The following is a 15,716-nucleotide window of genomic DNA, read 5'->3' on the forward strand; positions in this document are numbered from 1 at the left end:
CGCATACTGATCGGACGGATCGGTGATGTGGAGGCAGCTGTGCAGGCGGAGGCGGGCCCGCGGGCCGATGAGTATCCTCAGCGGCGGCTCACGCGGACGATGCTCCGCAACGAGACGCTGCTCGTGCTCGCGGTGTCGCTCGGGGCGAGCGGAGTGTCCGCGCTGATCAGCTTCATCGGCTCGGTCACCCGGCCGGGCGGCCTGAAGGACCAGGCGGCCACCCTCAACGCCTCGGCGGCACCGGGCCGTCCCTGGCTCGACCTGGCCTGGCAGCTCTTCGGGATCACCACCGCGCTCGTTCCCGTCGCGCTCGTCGCGCACTTCCTGCTGCGCGAAGGCGCGGGACTGCGCGTGCTCGGGTTCGACCGCACCCGGCCCTGGTCCGACCTCGGCCGCGGGGCGGCGGTCGCGGCGGTCATCGGCAGCAGCGGCATCGCCTTCTACCTGGCCGCGCGCGAGCTCGGCTTCAACCTCACCGTGGTGCCCGAGGCGCTGCCCGAGGTGTGGTGGAAGTTCCCCGTGCTGATCCTCGCGGCACTGCAGAACTCGATCCTCGAGGAGGTCATCGTCCTCGCGTACCTGCTGCGCCGGCTCGAGCAGCTGGGCTGGACACCGGGCGCCGCGACGGCGGCGAGTGCGGTGCTGCGCGGTTCGTACCACCTCTACCAGGGCATCGGCGGTTTCATCGGCAACATGGTCATGGGTGTGGTGTTCGTGTTCCTCTACCGCCGCTGGGGCCGGGTGGGTCCCCTGGTGGTCGCGCACACGCTGCTCGACATCGGTGCGTTCGTGGGGTACGCGCTGCTCGCGGGCAAGGTGGGCTGGCTGCCCACGGCCTGAACGACCCGGAGACCGCGAAGGGGCGCACCGGCACGGCCGGTGCGCCCCTTCGCCGTTCCGGTGCCCGGTCAGGCCAGGAGCTCGCCCTCGATGACCGTCACCGCCCGTCCGCCCAGCAGGGTGCGCTCGCCGCACAGCTCCGTACGGACGCGGCCGGAGCGGGGTGATGCCTGGAGGCCGGTGAGGCCGGGGCGTCCGAGACGCTCGGACCAGTAGGGGGCCAGTGCGGTGTGGGCGCTGCCGGTGACGGGGTCCTCGTCGATGCCGACGTTCGGGAAGAAGCAGCGGGAGACGAAGTCGTAGTCCCCGGACGGATCCGCTGCGCGGGCGGTGGCGATGACGCCGCGCTCGGAGTGGGCGCCGAGGGCCTTCAGATCGGGCCGCAGGGCGTGGACGGTCCGCTCGTCGGCGACCTCGACCAGCAGGTCTCCGACGTTCGGGCCGGTGTCGAAGGCCGTGAGCGGTTCGGTGCCCAGCGCGTCGGCGATCCCCGCGGGGACGTCGAGCCGGGTGAGCGGCGCCGTGGGGAAGTCGAGGGTCACGGAGCCGTCCTCGGCCGGCGTCGCGACGAGGACACCACTGAGGGTGGCGAACCGGACGGGGCCCTCGTGGGCGCCGGTGGTGTGCAGGACGTGCGCGGTGGCCAGGGTCGCGTGGCCGCACATCGCGACCTCGGTGGCGGGGGTGAACCAGCGCAGCGCCCAGTCGGCCGTGCCGCCCGCGGGCAGCGGGTGCGCGAAGGCGGTTTCGGCGTGGTTGACCTCCAGGGCGACGTTCTGGAGCCAGGTGTCGTCCGGGAACGCCTCCGTGTCCAGGAGCAGGACTCCGGCGGGATTGCCGGAGAAGGGCCGGTCGGTGAAGGCGTCGACGATTCGAATGCGCATGCCCTGACGGTACGGGCTGAGCAAAGCCGCAGGCCAAGGCCGATGCGGGCGCGTCGGACCGGCCGCACGGGTCCCTCCGCCCGGAAACAGGCAGCCGAGGGGTTGTTCGACGACAGTCACCGATATATCGTTGGAGTATCGCGACAGATCGACGATGGAATGGAGAGTGGTTGCGATGCGTACCCATGGTGGCGAGCGCGGCCAGGGCGGCCCGCGGGGCGGCCGGGGCGACTTCGAGCGGCTGCGCGCCGCGTTCGGGCCCTTCGGCCCCCCGGGGTCCGGTGGTCACGGCGGCCCCGGCTTCGGCCCGGGTTTCGGACACGGCCCCTGGAGCGGTGGCCGAGGGCGTGGCGGGCCGAGGGGAAGGGCGCGGCGCGGTGACGTGCGCGCCTCGATCCTCGCCCTGCTGAAGGAACGCCCGATGCACGGCTACGAGATGATCCAGGAGATCGCCGAGCGCAGCGGCGGGGCGTGGAAGCCCAGTCCCGGCTCGGTGTACCCCAACCTGCAGCTGCTGGAGGACGAAGGGCTGATCGTCAGCGAGTCCGAGGGCGGCAAGAAGCTGTTCGCACTCACCGACACCGGTCGCACGGCGGCCGACGAAGGCCCCGAGGCGCCGTGGGAAGAGGCCTCGCGCGGGGTCGACTGGGAGGCGCTGGGCGAGATCCGGCAGGCCGGGTTCGGTCTGATGGAGGCCTTCGGGCAGGTCTGGAAGACCGGCAGCAAGGAGCAGCGGGAGAAGGCGCTCATCGTCATCAACGAAGCCCGCAAGAAGCTGTACCTGATCCTCGCCGACGACGACTGAGGGCGGACGCGCGGCCCTGAGGGAACTCGGGGAAACCCGGGGAAACCCCAGGAAACCTGGGAGAAGCAGCCCGGCTCTCCTCCTCGAGGAGGAGAGCCGGGCCCTGCGTGTCCACTTCCCGTGGGACGGGAAGATGCTCCTCGCCGGGGATGACCCGGACCTGCGGGACTGATGGGGTGGAGGACGTGCCATCCCGTATCCCCCGGCAGTCGGCCCACGAGGCCCAGAAGCAGGGCGCTCGCCACGCGGACCACCACGCCGGGCTCGGCGCGGAGCTGGCGGCTGTGGTCACCGGTGCCCGCCGCAGGGCGCTCAGGGACGCGGACCGGCAGATCGACACCGCCCATCTGCTGCACTCGCTGCTGGAGTCCGATGCCGAGGTGCGCGCGGTCTTCGGCGAGGGCCCGCGGACCGCCCGGCTGCTCGGCTATCTGGTCCAGCGCAGCATCGGCTACGGCCTGCGCTGGCAGAGCGCCGTCGAGGACTCCGGTGCGGTCCCGGTGGTGGCGGAGGCCGCCGGTTTCTCGCCGCTCGCCGCGGCCGGCATGACGTACGCCCGTGAACGCGCGGTACACCGGGGAGGGGTGCCGGGGGGTGCGGACCTGCTCGCGGCGATCATCGTGGACCCGCAGGCCCGTGCCGTCGAGGTGCTCGAGCGCGCCGGGATCGACTCCCGCGCCCTGCTCGCCCGGCTCGAGACGTGGACCGGCGACCCGGCTCCCTGAAACGAAAGGGAGCCACTGTCCAGCCTGTGAGACAGGAGCCATGGGGGTGACGCTCCTGTCAACGCCTGACATCATGTGCCGGTGTCCACCTCTGTCAGCACCCGGAACACCCGGGGCACCCGTGGGAAAGGCCTGGGACTCGGCCTCGCGCTGTTGTCCGCGGTGGCCTTCGGTGGATCCGGTGTCGCCGCCAAGCCGCTGATCGAGGCGGGACTGGACCCGCTGCACGTCGTCTGGCTGCGGGTGACGGGCGCGGCCCTGGTCCTGCTGCCGCTGGCGGTACGCCACCGGGGGCTGCTGCGCAGCCATCCGGCGCTGCTCGCGGGGTTCGGGCTGTTCGCCGTCGCCGGTGTCCAGGCCTGCTACTTCGCGGCCATCTCCCGCATCCCCGTCGGCGTCGCCCTGCTCGTCGAGTATCTGGCGCCCGCGCTCGTCCTCGGCTGGGTGCGGTTCGTCCAGCGGCGGCCGGTGACCCGGGCGGCGGCGGTCGGTGTGGTTCTGGCGGTGGGCGGACTGGCCTGCGTCGTGGAGGTGTGGTCGGGCCTCGGTTTCGACGCCCTCGGACTGGCGCTCGCGCTCGGCGCCGCCTGCTGTCAGGTCGGGTACTTCGTCCTGTCCGACCAGGGCAGCGACCAGGGCGACCGGGCGCCGGACCCGCTCGGGGTGATCGCCTACGGTCTGCTCGTCGGCGCCGCCGTACTCACCCTCGTCGCCCGTCCGTGGTCCATGGACTGGTCGGTGCTCGGCGGCGACGCGAGCATGGACGGCACCCCGGTCGCGGCCTTCGTGCTGCTGGCCTGGATCGTCCTCGTCGCCACGGTCGTCGCGTACGGCACCGGAGTGCTCTCGGTGCGGCGGCTCTCGCCGCAGGTCGCGGGGGTGGTGGCCTGCCTCGAAGCGGTCATCGCCACCGTGCTGGCCTGGGTGCTCCTCGGCGAACACCTGTCGGCACCGCAGCTCGTGGGCGGTGCGGTGGTGCTGGCGGGCGCGTTCATCGCCCAGTCCTCCGCGCCGGCCAGGAAATCCGAGGAGCCGGTGGCGAGCGGAGAGCCCGAAAGGGAGTTGTCCACGCCCGGAACTGCCGCCTAAGGTGCTGATCATGCATGCGCGCGCACTCGTTCTTCCGCCTCCCACCGCCTGAGGCGGGTCCACGGCTCCCTTCGCCCGGCGCGCCGCCGGGCCTTGCGGTGCTGCCCGCAGACGCAGTCCGCGGACCCCGTCGGCCCGGCTCGACCCGGGCCTGATCCGGGGCTTCCCACCGTCCCTTCGCGCAGTGCGCGCACCGCCGCGAGCGGTGCACGCCCGCGCGTATCCGTGCGCACCTGCGGAGAGAACACGTGTCGAACGCCGTATCCGGCCTGCCCGTCGGGCGAGGCCTGCTCTATCTGATCGTCGCCGGTGTCGCCTGGGGCACCGCCGGCGCTGCCGCGTCGCTGGTCTACCGGGCCAGTGACATGGGCCCGGTCGCCCTCTCCTTCTGGCGCTGTGCGGCCGGACTCGTCCTGCTGCTCGGGGCCCGGGCGCTGCTCCCGCGCACCCGGACCGTGCCTGAGCCCCTGGGCCGCAGGGTGTGGCGGGCCGTGGCCACCGGGGTCGCGCTCGGCGTGTTCCAGACGGCCTACTTCGCCGCCGTCGCCGCCACCGGGCTCGCCGTGGCCACCGTCGTCACCCTCGGCGCGGGACCCGTTCTGATGGCGCTCGGCGCACGGCTGCTCCTGGCGGAGCGGCTCGGCCGGGGCGGAGGCGCCGCCGTCGCCGGGGCGCTCGCCGGGCTGGCCGTCCTCGTCCTCGGCGGCGGGGAGGCGGTCGTGGACCTGCGGGGCGTACTGCTCGCGCTACTGGCCGCGGCGGGCTACTCGGCGATGACGCTGCTCACCCGCTGGTGGGGACGGGACGGCGGGCTGGACGCCTCCGGCACGACGGTCGGGGCGTTCGCCGTCACGAGTGTGCTGCTGCTGCCGTTCGCCGCGGTCGAAGGGCTGGTCCCGCACACGGACGCCCCCGGTCTGCTGCTGTGCCTGGTGGTGTACGTCGCAGCGGTTCCGACCGCTCTCGCCTACGGCCTGTACTTCGCGGGCGCGGCCGTCGTACGGTCGGCCACCGTGTCCGTGATCATGCTGCTGGAGCCGGTGAGCGCGGCGGTGCTCGCGGTCGCCCTGCTCGGGGAGCGGCTCACCTCGGCCACGCTGCTCGGCACCCTGCTGATGCTGGGCGCGGTCGCGGGGCTCGCGGTGGGCGAGGCACGGCTCGCGCGGGCCCGCAGGACGGAGGGCGAGGCGGTCCCCGCGTGACGGCGGACACCCAGGGCCCCGTGCGGCGCGGCCGCGGGGCGGGGCGGGACCGGGTCACAGGGCCGCCAGATACTCCGGCAGCTTTGTGCCGGGAGCCAGAGCGGGGTCGGCGAGCGGGGTGCCGTAGCCGCGGCTCAGGGGGACGACGCCCGCCCAGTGGGGGAGAGCGAGGTCCTCCGGTTCGTCGTTGACGCCGCCGGTGCGGAGCTTGGCGGAGACCTCGGTCAGGTCGAGACGGATCACCGCGGTGGCGGCCAGCTCCTTCTTGTCGGCCGGGCGGGAATCGGCGGCGCGGCCGGGGACGACCTGATCGACCAGGGCGTCCAGCGACTGCCGCTTCTCCTCGGGATCGGTCACGTCGTGCGCGAGGCCGTGCACCATCACGGAGCGGTAGTTGAGCGAGTGGTGGAAGGCGGAGCGGGCCAGCACCAGCCCGTCCACATGGGTGACGGTCAGACAGACCGGGAGGCCGGACTCGGCCCCGCCCGCCGCGCGCAACGGACGCGAGCCCGTCGAACCGTGCACGTAGAGGCGCTCGCCGACCCGGGCATACAGCGTGGGCAGCACCACCGGTGCGCCGTCGCGGACGAAACCGAGGTGGCAGACGTACCCCTCGTCGAGTAGCGCGTGCACCAGCTCCCTGTCGTACGCGGCGCGATGGGGGGAGCGGGTGGGGACGGTGCGCTCGGTGGGCGGGTAGCTGGTGGCGGGCTGCTGCTGCGGCGGCCGGGTCCCCTGCATGGCGCTCTCCATTGCACTAGTGCATAATTGGCTTTGTGCTAGGAGAGTATCGGATCAGTGGGCGGCGTGCAGCGGAAATTTCGGCGAGCATCGAGCGCGCGGTGGGTGAAGGGGATCTCAGACCGGGCGAACTTCTGCCCCCCATGAGGGAGTTGGCGGAACGGCTCGGGGTGAACGCCAATACCGTCGCGTCCGCGTACCGGACCCTGCGCGAGCGCGGGGTGATCGAGACGGCGGGCCGACGGGGGAGCCGGGTGCGGCCCAAACCGGCCACGACGGCGCGCGACTTCGTCCGGGTGGAGGTCCCGCCGGGCGTACGGGACGTGTCCGACGGCAACCCGGATCCCGCGCTGCTGCCCCCGCTGGCCGGGGCGTTCGCGGCCGCGGCCGGGCAGGGGGACCGGGAGCCGGTGCTCTACGGGCACGCTCCCGTGGAGCCCGGACTGGTGCGGCACGCACGCGCCGGGCTGGACGCCGACGGCGTTCCCGACGGCCCCGTCGCCGTCGCCTCCGGCGCCCTGGACGCCGTGGAGCGGGTGCTCGCGGCCCACCTCAAGCAGGGGGACGCGGTCGCCGTGGAGGACCCGGGATGGGGAAGCGTGCTGGACCTCGTCCCGGCGCTCGGGCTGCGGACCGTCCCGGTCGGTGTCGACGACGAGGGGCCGCTCCCCGAGGACGTACGGCGTGCGCTGACGGGCGGGGCGCGTGCGCTGATCGTGACGGACCGGGCGCAGAACCCGACCGGGGCCGCACTGAGCGCAACGCGCGCGCGTGCCCTGCGGGCGGTGCTCGCGGACCATCCGGAGACACTGCTGATCGAGGACGATCACGGGCACCACATCGTCGACCTGCCCCTGCACCCCCTCGCCGGCCCCACCCGGAGCTGGGCCTTCGTGCGTTCGGCGGGCAAGGCGTACGGCCCCGACCTACGGCTCGCCGTGCTCACCGGGGACGCGGTCACCCTCGACCGGGTGCGCGGACGGCAGCGGCTCGGGCCGGGCTGGGTCAGCCGCACCGTCCAACGTGCGGTGCTCCGGCTGTGGACCGACTCAGCGGTGGATCCGGGCGCGGTGGCGGCGGAGTACGGGCGGCGCCGGGACGCCCTGATCGGGGCGTTGGCCCGGCAGGGCGTCACGGCGCACGGGCGCAGCGGTATGAACGTGTGGGTGCCGGTGCCGGACGAGACCGGCGCCGTCGCACGGCTGCTGCACGCGGGCTGGGCGGTGGCCCCCGGCGCCCGCTTCCGGACGAGCGCACCGCCGGGCATCCGCATCACCGTGTCGACGCTCACGAAGGACGAGATCGGCCCCCTGAGCAAGGCGGTCACCGCGGCGATCGGACCGGACGCACCGGAGTCCAGGACGTACGTGTAGGACCCTCCGGTACGGACAGTCCCTCAGGCCGGCACTACGGGCGAGCGCCCAGTTTGCGGAAGTCCCAGGAGACGACCTTCTCCGGGGTCAGCCGCAGCCAGGCGTGCCGGCCGTCGTGCGGCATCTCGTCCAGGCCGAAGTTCTTGCGCGCGAACAGGGTCTCGGGGACGTCGAGTTCGGCGCGGAGTTCGCCGGTGCGCGGTATCTCGCCCACGAACTCCATCCGCCCGGACAGCTCCGCACCGCGCAGTTCGTCGTACTCCTCGCCGGTGTCCACCACGATCGCCACCCGCGGGTCCCGGCGCAGGTCGGTCCAGCGCTTGGAGCGCACCACGGAGTACAGCCACAGCGAGATGCCGTCCCAGGCGAACCAGAGCGTGCTCACATGCGGCGCGCCGTCGGCCGACACCGTGGCGACCCGGCAGGTGCGCTGAACGGTGAGGAAGTCGTCCAGCTCGCCCGGCGTCATCATGATCTTCCGGCCCCGGCGCTGCGTGGCGGTCATGCGGTCCCTCTTTTCTCCCAGGAACCAGGCTCAGGCGAGCCTGATCGAATCCCCGTCGACGGTGATCTCCACGGGCGGCAGCGGCGCGGTCGCCGGGCCGCCCTGCACACTGCCGTCGGTGATCGAGAAATTACTGTTGTGGCAAGGGCAGTTGATGACTCCGTCGGCGACGCTCTTCACCGCACACCCCCGGTGGGTGCAGGTCGCCGAGAACGCCTTGAACTCGCCCGCCGTCGGCTGGGTCACCACCACCTTGCTGTCGGCGAAGATCTTGCCGCCCCCCTCGGGGATGTCGGCGACCGCGGCGAGCTCGGCCCCGGCCGCGTTGTCGCCGCCTCCCGAACCTCCGCTGCTCGCGTCATTGTTGTCCTGCGGGCCGCTGGCCGCGCCGGGGCCCGCGGACGAGCCGGCGGCGTCGTCGGAGCCTCCGCAGGCGGTCAGCGCGGCGGCGAGGCCCGCCGCTCCGGCCGCCGCCACGACGGTACGACGGGCAGGTCCCGATGCGAGCTGATGAGATGCGCTGGTCATGCGGGTGTGTCCCTTCCGGGAGATTGCGTGATCTGGCAGGAGGTACGGCCAACGGGCCCACGTCGTTCAGGCCGTGCAGAGAGCTTGACCCGCGCCCGGTCGGAGTGGCGTAAGGCACAGCCGTCGTTTCGCTGTCGGCGTGACGGGATGTACCGCCGTACCGCCGTACGGAGACGAGAGCCGCCCGCGCCGGCTGTCACGCTCGGTTACTATGCTCACTCCATGCCGGAGACCACGAGCGAGGGGCGTACCACCATCGACGGGGTGCCCGGAAGGCAGCGGGACCGGCACACCGGTCGAAACGCCCCGGTTCCACCCGGTCGGGTGGGGGGAAACAGAGGAAACACTGACCGGGGTCACCGCCACCTGCTGCACCCCGCCTTCCAGCCGGGCGGCACCGGCGCGGCGCGGGCCGAAGAAGTACCAGCCCAACGCGCCGATCAGCACGGCCGAGGCCGCAAGGACGACGACTTCCACGGCACCCGCGGGTTGTCCCTCCCCTCTGGGTCCGCTCTCCAACCTGCGCCCGGGTACCCCCACCCGGTAGGGGCTGAACGGCCCACTGGTCTGGGACCGTCCGGCCCCGGACCGCCATGCCCAGCGGCGGCACGATGCAAGGGAAGGCAAGAAGTGCTGTTCACCGCTGCCCGGTCCGAGGAATGGAAGGAGTTCCTCGCCGACTGCGGCAAGTTCGAGGCGGAGTTGGAGAAGGAGATCCGCATCGGCAAGTTCACCCTGGCCGAGCTGGAAGAGGAGGAGCAGTCGCTGGAGCGGCTGCGGCGCTGGCATCGTGACCTGACGGCCCGCGACGTGTTCGGGGCGCCGGAGGCGGCAAAGGCGGGCAAGCGGCTCAAGGAGTGCGCCGCGGCCTGCGAGGACTACGCGGAGCGCGTCTTCGCGGCTCTCCACGAGGTGCCGGAGGCCGTCGACCGATGAGCGGGACGACTTCGGCGGCCCCGGCCCGGCAGATGTGGCCGCTGTACGCGGCCGGGTTCACCACGGCCTTCGGCGCGCACGGCATCGCCGCGAACCTCGGCGGCTTCTCCGCGGACGCGGTCACTTCGCTGCTGGTGCTGGGCGGGCTGCTCGCCCTGTACGACGGCGCCGAAGTGCTCCTCAAGCCGGTCTTCGGCACCCTCGCCGACCGGATCGGTGCCCGCCCGGTGCTGCTGGGCGGTCTTGTCGCGTTCGCGGTGGCGTCCGCGCTGTACGTGGTGGCGGACAGTCCCGGCTGGCTGTGGGCGGCCCGGCTCGGCCAGGGCGCCGCGGCCTCCGCCTTCTCGCCCTCCGCGTCCGCGCTGGTGGCCCGGCTCAACCCGGCGGCCAAGCACGGCCGTGCCTTCGGCAGCTACGGCTTCTACAAGGCCATCGGCTACACGCTCGGCCCGCTGCTCGGTGGTGTCCTGGTCTGGGGCGGCGGTCTGCGGCTGCTGTTCGCCGTCCTCGCGGTGCTCGGGGTGGTGGTCGCCGTCTGGGCCGCGCTCGCCGTTCCCGTCGTGCCGCCGCTGCCGAAGGTCCGGCAGACGGTGCTGGACCTGGCCCGGCGGCTCGCCGACCCGGCCTTCCTCGCCCCGACCGCCGCGCTCGCCGCGGCGACCGCCGCCCTCTCGGTCGGTGTGGGCTTCCTGCCCGTCTCCGGCCGCGCTGCCGGGCTGAGTACGGTGGCCACCGGAGCCGCGGTGTCGGTGCTCGCCGCATGCGCCGCCGTCGTGCAGCCGCGCGCCGGGCGGGCCTTGGACGAGGGACGCCTCACGACCCGTTGCGGTCTCGCCGTGGGACTCTTCGTCACCGCGGCCGGTCTGACCTGTGCCGTGCTGCCCGGCCTCACCGGTGTCCTGCTGGGGGCCGCCCTGATCGGCGTCGGCACGGGGCTGATCACCCCGCTGGGCTTCGCCGCCCTGGCCTCGTCGACCCCTCAGGAGCGCCTGGGCCAGACCATGGGCACCGCAGAACTCGGACGCGAACTCGGTGACGCAGGTGGCCCGTTGCTGGTCGCCGCCGTTGCTTCCCTTGCCACGCTGAGCTACGGCTTCGCCGCGCTCGGACTTCTCATCGGGGCGGGTGCGGTGGTGGCGTTCGCCCACCGCCGCTCGGTGCCGGCCGGGCCCGTGACCGGGACCGACGGCTGAAGGGGCGCCGGGGCGGGGGCCGGGGGCTGCGACGCGGCGGGCGCCGGGCGAGGAGCGGGGTGGCACCCGACTGGTCGGGTGGAGCCGGTAGTGCGTGAATGCGTCGTGGACGGCGGTGATGTGCAGTGTCACTGCCCAAAGACGGCACGTTCGATGCGATGGCCCGACCGATGTCGATGAACGCTGCTGTCAGGTACTGGACTCAGGAAGAGGGCGGAGCGGAGGGACGGGGCTGCCGATGACGCCGGGGATGCCCGAGCGGCGCACCCACGACTACGTCCGCAACGGGATGACCACGCTGTCTGCCGCGTTCGACGTCGCCACCGGCGAGGTCATCAGCTCCCTGCGCCGCCGGCACCGGGCGACGGAGTTCAAGAAGTTTTTGGTCCGGATCGACAGGGAGATGCCGGCGCGTCTGCAGATCCACCTGATCTGTGACAACTACGGCACCCACAAGACGCCCGCGATCAGGGCGTGGCCGGCCAGGCATCCACGCTTTCACATGCACTTCACCCCCACCGGCTCCTCATGGATCAACCAGGTCGAGCGGTGGTTCGGCTTCCTGGCCGACCAGATGATCCGCCGTGGTGCCCACAAGGACGTCCAGGCCCTCGAAGCCGGTATCCGCGCCTGGGCCAAGGACTGGAACACGGATCCCAAGCCGTTCATCTGGACCAAGGCCGTCGAGGAGATCCTCGAGTCTCTCGCCCGCTTCTGCCGACGGATCTCCGGCGCAGGACACTGGGCCGTTTCGTCTACATCATCATCGGGCCGTTGGTCTGGTCGTGCCGTTGACCGACGCCCAGTGGGCGCGGATTGAGCCGCTTTTGCCGGGCCGGACGGCGAGGCGAGACGGCCGGCGGCGGGACCACCGTGGGGTGATCGACGGGATCGCCTGGAAGTTCCAGATAGGTGCGCAGCAGGTGCGGATGCCGGGGCTCCTGCCCCCACGGCCGGGTCTGGGCCCGGCGAAACGGGTGCCGCGCCGCCGCAAGTGCCTGCTCCCGGTCCCCGGCCGCCTCAGCCGTGGGGACAGCAGCGGGAGGGCTGTGTCTGACCGGTGGTCTGTGGATCCGCGTCCGGTATCAGCGGCCCCGTGGTGTGGCGCGGGTCACGGGAACTCCTCGGCCAGGCCGGAGAGGTAGGTGGTGTGAGATGTGATGAACAGGAAGATCGGGAGCGCATGCGCGCACGGATCAGGGCGGGCGACCGCGAGGCGTTCGCCGCGCTCTACGAGGAGTACGCGCGGTCGGTCTGCAACCACGCCTACCGGCTGACGGGCGATTGGTCGACGGCCGAGGAGGTTCTGTCCGAGACCTTCCTGGCCGCCTGGCGCACCCGTCACGCCGTCGAGCCGGAGGGCGACTCGCTGCGGCCGTGGTTGCTCGGGATCGCCACGAACAAGGCACGCAACGCCAACCGCGGTATCGGGCGGCGCCTGGCCTTCCTGGCCCGCCGCCCCGCCCCGGAACCGGTGGCGGACATCGCGGACGCCACGGCCGGACGCGTCGACGACACACGGCGGCTCGCCGCGATCCGGCAGACACTGGGCGGACTCCGCCGCCAGGAACGCGAGGTGCTGGCCCTCTGCGTCTGGTCCGGGCTGGACTATGCCGAGGCCGCCGAAGCCCTCGGTGTCCCGGTGGGCACCGTGCGGTCGCGGCTGTCCCGCGCCCGTAAGCAGCTGCGACGGCTCACCGACGAGCAGCTCCGCCGGACACCGGACGGGTCCGCGCGGGAAGCGCGACCCGGAGAGGCGGTCCGATCCGGAAGGGAACCCCGCCCCCGCCGCGGAGAGGCAGAGAGCAGGGCCGCGTTCGTGGCCCTGCCCATCCAGGAGGAAGCCCGATGAACGACCGCACCTCCGGCCCCGAGCGGGCCGAACACGAGGAACTGGCCCGGCTGCTGCCGGCCCCGGCCGAACGGGACCTGCCTCCGGGCCGTCATCTCCACCACAAGGACACCCTGATGCGTCTGATCGACCAGGACGGCGACCGCACCACCGCCCTCCCCCGCCCCCGGCCCCGCCTCCTGCGCCCCACTGTCCTGCTGCCCGCCGCCGGACTGGCCCTGGGCGGGGTACTGCTCACCACGCTCACCGTGACCGGCCAGGACCGCGCTCCGGCACCGTCCGCCGCGGGCACGGGTTCTCGGGCCACGGCCCCGCGTGGCGCGGCCGTGCTGCTCGACCGGGTCGCCTCGGTCGCCGCGAAGAAGGGCGAACAGAAGGTCACCGACGACCAGTTCGTGTACGTCAGGACACTGCAGACCGAGAACGAGGGCAAGTTCGACGGCCCGGTGAAGCTGACCGAGCCCCGCGAGCGTGAGGTCTGGATCACGCAGAAGTCGGGGCCGGTGATCGATGAAGGCCTGATCCACCAGGGCGGCTCGTACATCCCGATCACCGTCGGGGTCCCGGACGGCGAGGCGGCCGTCGGCTACCCGGCGGGCCTCAGCCGGCCGACGTACACGTGGCTGGCCTCCCTGCCCACCGACCCCGACGCCCTGCTCCAGCGGCTCGCCACCGAGATCACCGCGGACCAGGACGCGCGTGACACCCCGGCCGAGGACCGGGACCCGGACCAGGACGCCTTCGACGCCATCGGTGAGCTGCTGCGGGAGACGGTGATGCCGCCGAAGACCGCGGCCGCCCTCTACAAGGCCGCGGCGAAGATCCCCGGCGTGACCGAGGACTCCGACGCGGTGGACGCGGCCGGCCGGCACGGGATCGGCGTGGCCCGCGACAACACCCGGGCCGGTTGGCGCACCGCCTGGATCTTCGACTCGACCACCCTGGAGTACCTGGGCGAACGGAGCTACCTCATCAAGGACACCTCCATGGGCAAGAAGGGCACCCTGATCAACCGGTCGGCGGTCCTGGAGCGCGCGGTCGTCAACGCCCTCCGCGAAAGGCCGTCGACCGAGAAGCCGTCAACGACGACCTGATCCCGACAGGGAGCTGCCGGGGTGTGGCTACGCGCCCCGGCACCGGTCGCTCTCTGCACGGTCCCCGCCAGGCACGCCGAGCACCAGGATCCGTGCGCGGGAGAGGCTCGACTGACGCCCCGTACATTCCCATTCGCCTCAGACGGGGCGCGGCAGCGGGAGTGTGCAGGCCAGGAACCCCGGGCCGCCTCCGCGTCCCGGCCGGCCGGTGGGCCACCGCGGCCAGGCAGCCGTCTCGTTTGGATCAGTGGGCTGACCACAGGAAGATGCCTGCGATGCGGAGACCGGCCAGGTAGATCGTGGCGGTCTTCTCGTAGCGGGTCGCGATGCCTCGCCACTGCTTCAGGCGGTGGACGCATCGCTCGACGGTGTTGCGCTGCTTGCAGGTCTCGCGGTCGAAGGCCGGTGGCCTGCCGCCCTGTCTGCCGCGTCGCAGCCGGTGTCCGCGCTGGTCCGCCGGAACCGGGATGACCGCCCGGATGCCCCGCTTGCGCAGGTGATCTCGTCACGCGGGGTGCAGTCCGGGCGTCGCCGCCCCGGCAAGGGCCTGGCGCAGGGCGATCTCGTCCGGCACGCCGGACACGGTGCCGTCGGCGTTCCGGTACAGACGGCACGACAGGCTGGGCGCGGCGCCGGGTGGCGCGAACGGGTCGGTGCCGTCGACCAGGATCGTCGGAGACCCGTACATGCCCAGCCGGGCGGCCTCCGCCTCATCGGACACCTCGAGCAGCTCCATCCGAGCTGCTCGTCCGTCCAGCGCGGCGGTCACCCGCTCCAGCGCGGGTCGTGCGTTCGGGCAGTCCGCCACCGTGAGTACCGTGATCCGCATCCGCCTCGTCCTCCCGGCCCACTGCTCGATCTTCCACACCCGACGGTAGACCTTCCAGTGCACAGGAAGGTCAAGGGCCGGCCTGGAGAAATGCGCACCGGCGACCTCGCTGCCCGCACCGGGCTGACGACCAAGACCCTTCGCTTCCACGGGGACAGTGGTCTACCGCCTGCGCCCCCCGCACCCCGGGCGGCTACCGTGGCTGCCCCGACCACACCGTCACCCGGCTCTCGTTCGTCCGCGACGTCCAGCGCGCGGGCCTCACCCTCGCCGAGATCCGCTCGATCCTCGCCCAGCGCGACGACGGCCATGCACCCTGCACCCACGTCACCGAACTGATCCCCGCACACCTGGACGACATCGACCGGCGCCTGGCCGAACTCGTCACCACCCGCGAAGCGCTGCGCGCCCTCGGGGGCCGCACCGCGACCACCGCCCCGGCCACCTGCGGCGCAGACGACATCTGCCCAGTCTCAACTCCACACGGCTGTAGGCGCCGGCTCCCGTCGCGCTGTCCGCTCTCCCGCCGATCGCTGGCATCGCAGTGCTGCCGGTGGCCGTGGACATCGAGAGGGCGCGTGCTGACGCGCAGGGTGCCCCGGTCGGCGCCGCCTGCCCCGGATGCGGAGCGCGGCCGACCCGGATCACGGATCCTGCCTGCGGTTTCCCGCTGACATGCCGAGTGTCGTACTCCGGCCGCCCGGCGGACAGGACGGCTCCCGCGGTGCAGCCCTCGTTGCCATCGCCGTGAACAGGTGGAACACCTACACCCGGAAGCCCGCGTTCGCCGAGGCCGGGATCATTCCACCGCGTGCCAAGGATGCGAAGCCGTGGCAGGGGGAGGCGGCGCCGAAGGACGGCTTCCACGTACCGCGTCCCACCTGTGCCCCGATCATGCTGGAGGCGGGGGAGTCCGTGGTGACGTTGGCGCGATGGCTCGGGCGCTTCTCGCCGGCCGTCATGCTCGGTCACTTGCTCACTTCAGGCCGGAGGCCGGGAGCGAGGGGCGCACCGTGATCGACGGACTGCTCGGAGAGCAGGGAGATGAGTGCGTCGGCCGAAACTTCCCAGATTCTCCCCCGGGCTGATCGTGGCCGACTCCTCGGAGCACAGGGATCTG

18 protein-coding genes and 2 pseudogenes are annotated in these 15,716 nt (G+C 72.7%); 13 read left to right on the forward strand and 7 right to left on the reverse strand.

What is annotated here, in order from left to right; genetic code table 11:
* Positions 1–39: 39 nt before the first annotated feature.
* Positions 40–840 carry a CPBP family intramembrane glutamic endopeptidase gene (locus PYS65_RS30470; RefSeq protein WP_279338127.1) on the forward strand — a complete coding sequence of 267 codons (801 nt, stop codon included), beginning with the start codon at positions 40–42 and terminating at the stop codon, positions 838–840.
* A 68-nt stretch (positions 841–908) separates the two neighbouring features.
* Here the strand turns inward: PYS65_RS30470 and PYS65_RS30475 are convergent, their stop codons facing one another.
* Positions 909–1,724 carry a PhzF family phenazine biosynthesis protein gene (locus PYS65_RS30475; RefSeq protein WP_279337149.1) on the reverse strand — a complete coding sequence of 272 codons (816 nt, stop codon included), beginning with the start codon at positions 1,722–1,724 and terminating at the stop codon, positions 909–911.
* A 175-nt stretch (positions 1,725–1,899) separates the two neighbouring features.
* On the opposite strand from PYS65_RS30475, the gene PYS65_RS30480 reads away from it, so the two are divergent.
* The 4 genes from PYS65_RS30480 to PYS65_RS30495 all read left to right on the forward strand — a co-directional run bounded on the left by PYS65_RS30480 (position 1,900) and on the right by PYS65_RS30495 (position 5,545).
* Positions 1,900–2,529: a PadR family transcriptional regulator gene (locus PYS65_RS30480; RefSeq protein WP_279337150.1), complete on the forward strand. Its 630-nt coding sequence runs from the start codon at positions 1,900–1,902 to the stop codon at positions 2,527–2,529.
* A 185-nt stretch (positions 2,530–2,714) separates the two neighbouring features.
* A complete protein-coding gene (locus PYS65_RS30485; RefSeq protein ID WP_279337151.1) occupies positions 2,715–3,254 on the forward strand; it encodes a Clp protease N-terminal domain-containing protein in 540 nt (179 codons plus the stop codon).
* Between the two features lie 75 nt (positions 3,255–3,329).
* Positions 3,330–4,343, forward strand: coding sequence for an EamA family transporter (locus PYS65_RS30490; protein WP_279337152.1), 1,014 nt, complete (start codon positions 3,330–3,332; stop codon positions 4,341–4,343).
* Between the two features lie 248 nt (positions 4,344–4,591).
* Entirely contained in the window at positions 4,592–5,545 is a 954-nt protein-coding gene (locus tag PYS65_RS30495) for a DMT family transporter (protein ID WP_279337153.1), read from the forward strand.
* A gap of 54 nt (positions 5,546–5,599) precedes the next feature.
* Here PYS65_RS30495 and PYS65_RS30500 read toward each other — a convergent pair whose 3' ends face one another.
* Positions 5,600–6,286: a pyridoxamine 5'-phosphate oxidase family protein gene (locus tag PYS65_RS30500; protein WP_279337154.1), complete on the reverse strand. Its 687-nt coding sequence runs from the start codon at positions 6,284–6,286 to the stop codon at positions 5,600–5,602.
* A gap of 35 nt (positions 6,287–6,321) precedes the next feature.
* Between PYS65_RS30500 and PYS65_RS30505 the strand changes: the two genes are divergently transcribed.
* Complete coding sequence (locus PYS65_RS30505) at positions 6,322–7,659, forward strand: aminotransferase class I/II-fold pyridoxal phosphate-dependent enzyme (RefSeq protein WP_279337155.1); 1,338 nt, start codon at positions 6,322–6,324, stop codon at positions 7,657–7,659.
* Positions 7,660–7,693: 34 nt separating this feature from the next.
* Here the strand turns inward: PYS65_RS30505 and PYS65_RS30510 are convergent, their stop codons facing one another.
* Complete coding sequence (locus tag PYS65_RS30510) at positions 7,694–8,164, reverse strand: pyridoxamine 5'-phosphate oxidase family protein (protein ID WP_279337156.1); 471 nt, start codon at positions 8,162–8,164, stop codon at positions 7,694–7,696.
* A 30-nt stretch (positions 8,165–8,194) separates the two neighbouring features.
* On the reverse strand, positions 8,195–8,692 hold the full coding sequence (locus PYS65_RS30515) for a Rieske (2Fe-2S) protein (protein WP_279337157.1): 498 nt from the start codon (positions 8,690–8,692) through the stop codon (positions 8,195–8,197).
* Positions 8,693–9,322: 630 nt separating this feature from the next.
* Between PYS65_RS30515 and PYS65_RS30520 the strand changes: the two genes are divergently transcribed.
* From PYS65_RS30520 to PYS65_RS30545, 6 genes and pseudogenes are all read left to right on the forward strand, one after another.
* Positions 9,323–9,628 (forward strand): Chromate resistance protein ChrB, encoded by a 306-nt coding sequence (locus PYS65_RS30520; RefSeq protein WP_279337158.1) that lies wholly within the window; start codon positions 9,323–9,325, stop codon positions 9,626–9,628.
* A gap of 32 nt (positions 9,629–9,660) precedes the next feature.
* Positions 9,661–10,821: an MFS transporter gene (locus tag PYS65_RS30525; RefSeq protein ID WP_387037900.1), complete on the forward strand. Its 1,161-nt coding sequence runs from the start codon at positions 9,661–9,663 to the stop codon at positions 10,819–10,821.
* 232 nt (positions 10,822–11,053) lie between these two features.
* Positions 11,054–11,548, forward strand: a pseudogene (locus PYS65_RS30530) (IS630 family transposase); the annotation flags it as partial.
* 58 nt (positions 11,549–11,606) lie between these two features.
* Complete coding sequence (locus PYS65_RS35295) at positions 11,607–11,966, forward strand: transposase (RefSeq protein WP_387037885.1); 360 nt, start codon at positions 11,607–11,609, stop codon at positions 11,964–11,966.
* Between the two features lie 38 nt (positions 11,967–12,004).
* Positions 12,005–12,673, forward strand: a complete 669-nt coding sequence (locus PYS65_RS30540) for an RNA polymerase sigma factor (RefSeq protein ID WP_279337160.1) — start codon at positions 12,005–12,007, stop codon at positions 12,671–12,673.
* Positions 12,670–13,767 carry a CU044_5270 family protein gene (locus tag PYS65_RS30545; RefSeq protein WP_279337161.1) on the forward strand — a complete coding sequence of 366 codons (1,098 nt, stop codon included), beginning with the start codon at positions 12,670–12,672 and terminating at the stop codon, positions 13,765–13,767. The genes PYS65_RS30540 and PYS65_RS30545 overlap by 4 nt, the downstream gene beginning before the upstream one ends.
* Before the next feature lie 244 nt (positions 13,768–14,011).
* On the opposite strand, the pseudogene PYS65_RS30550 reads toward PYS65_RS30545, so the two are convergent.
* Both PYS65_RS30550 and PYS65_RS30555 read right to left on the reverse strand, forming a co-directional pair.
* A pseudogene (locus PYS65_RS30550) lies at positions 14,012–14,263 on the reverse strand (IS5/IS1182 family transposase); the annotation flags it as partial.
* 9 nt (positions 14,264–14,272) lie between these two features.
* Positions 14,273–14,596, reverse strand: a complete 324-nt coding sequence (locus tag PYS65_RS30555; RefSeq protein WP_279337162.1) for a hypothetical protein — start codon at positions 14,594–14,596, stop codon at positions 14,273–14,275.
* 275 nt (positions 14,597–14,871) lie between these two features.
* Between PYS65_RS30555 and PYS65_RS30560 the strand changes: the two genes are divergently transcribed.
* Positions 14,872–15,270 carry a MerR family DNA-binding protein gene (locus tag PYS65_RS30560; RefSeq protein ID WP_279338128.1) on the forward strand — a complete coding sequence of 133 codons (399 nt, stop codon included), beginning with the start codon at positions 14,872–14,874 and terminating at the stop codon, positions 15,268–15,270.
* A 90-nt stretch (positions 15,271–15,360) separates the two neighbouring features.
* Here PYS65_RS30560 and PYS65_RS30565 read toward each other — a convergent pair whose 3' ends face one another.
* A complete protein-coding gene (locus PYS65_RS30565; RefSeq protein WP_279337163.1) occupies positions 15,361–15,558 on the reverse strand; it encodes a hypothetical protein in 198 nt (65 codons plus the stop codon).
* Between the last annotated feature and the right edge of the window lie 158 nt (positions 15,559–15,716).

Source organism: Streptomyces cathayae (assembly GCF_029760955.1).
Lineage (GTDB): Bacteria > Actinomycetota > Actinomycetes > Streptomycetales > Streptomycetaceae > Streptomyces > Streptomyces cathayae.

Bases quoted from the DNA above. Each gene is read 5' to 3' on its own strand.
- PYS65_RS30475 (WP_279337149.1), bottom strand. From the start codon at position 1,724: ATGCGCATTCGAATCGTCGACGCCTTCACCGACCGGCCCTTCTCCGGC.
- PYS65_RS30480 (WP_279337150.1), top strand. From the start codon at position 1,900: ATGCGTACCCATGGTGGCGAGCGCGGCCAGGGCGGCCCGCGGGGCGGC.
- PYS65_RS30500 (WP_279337154.1), bottom strand. From the start codon at position 6,286: ATGCAGGGGACCCGGCCGCCGCAGCAGCAGCCCGCCACCAGCTACCCG.
- PYS65_RS30510 (WP_279337156.1), bottom strand. From the start codon at position 8,164: ATGACCGCCACGCAGCGCCGGGGCCGGAAGATCATGATGACGCCGGGC.
- PYS65_RS30515 (WP_279337157.1), bottom strand. From the start codon at position 8,692: ATGACCAGCGCATCTCATCAGCTCGCATCGGGACCTGCCCGTCGTACC.
- PYS65_RS30525 (WP_387037900.1), top strand. From the start codon at position 9,661: ATGTGGCCGCTGTACGCGGCCGGGTTCACCACGGCCTTCGGCGCGCAC.
- PYS65_RS30540 (WP_279337160.1), top strand. From the start codon at position 12,005: ATGCGCGCACGGATCAGGGCGGGCGACCGCGAGGCGTTCGCCGCGCTC.
- PYS65_RS30545 (WP_279337161.1), top strand. From the start codon at position 12,670: ATGAACGACCGCACCTCCGGCCCCGAGCGGGCCGAACACGAGGAACTG.
- PYS65_RS30555 (WP_279337162.1), bottom strand. From the start codon at position 14,596: ATGCGGATCACGGTACTCACGGTGGCGGACTGCCCGAACGCACGACCC.
- PYS65_RS30565 (WP_279337163.1), bottom strand. From the start codon at position 15,558: ATGACGGCCGGCGAGAAGCGCCCGAGCCATCGCGCCAACGTCACCACG.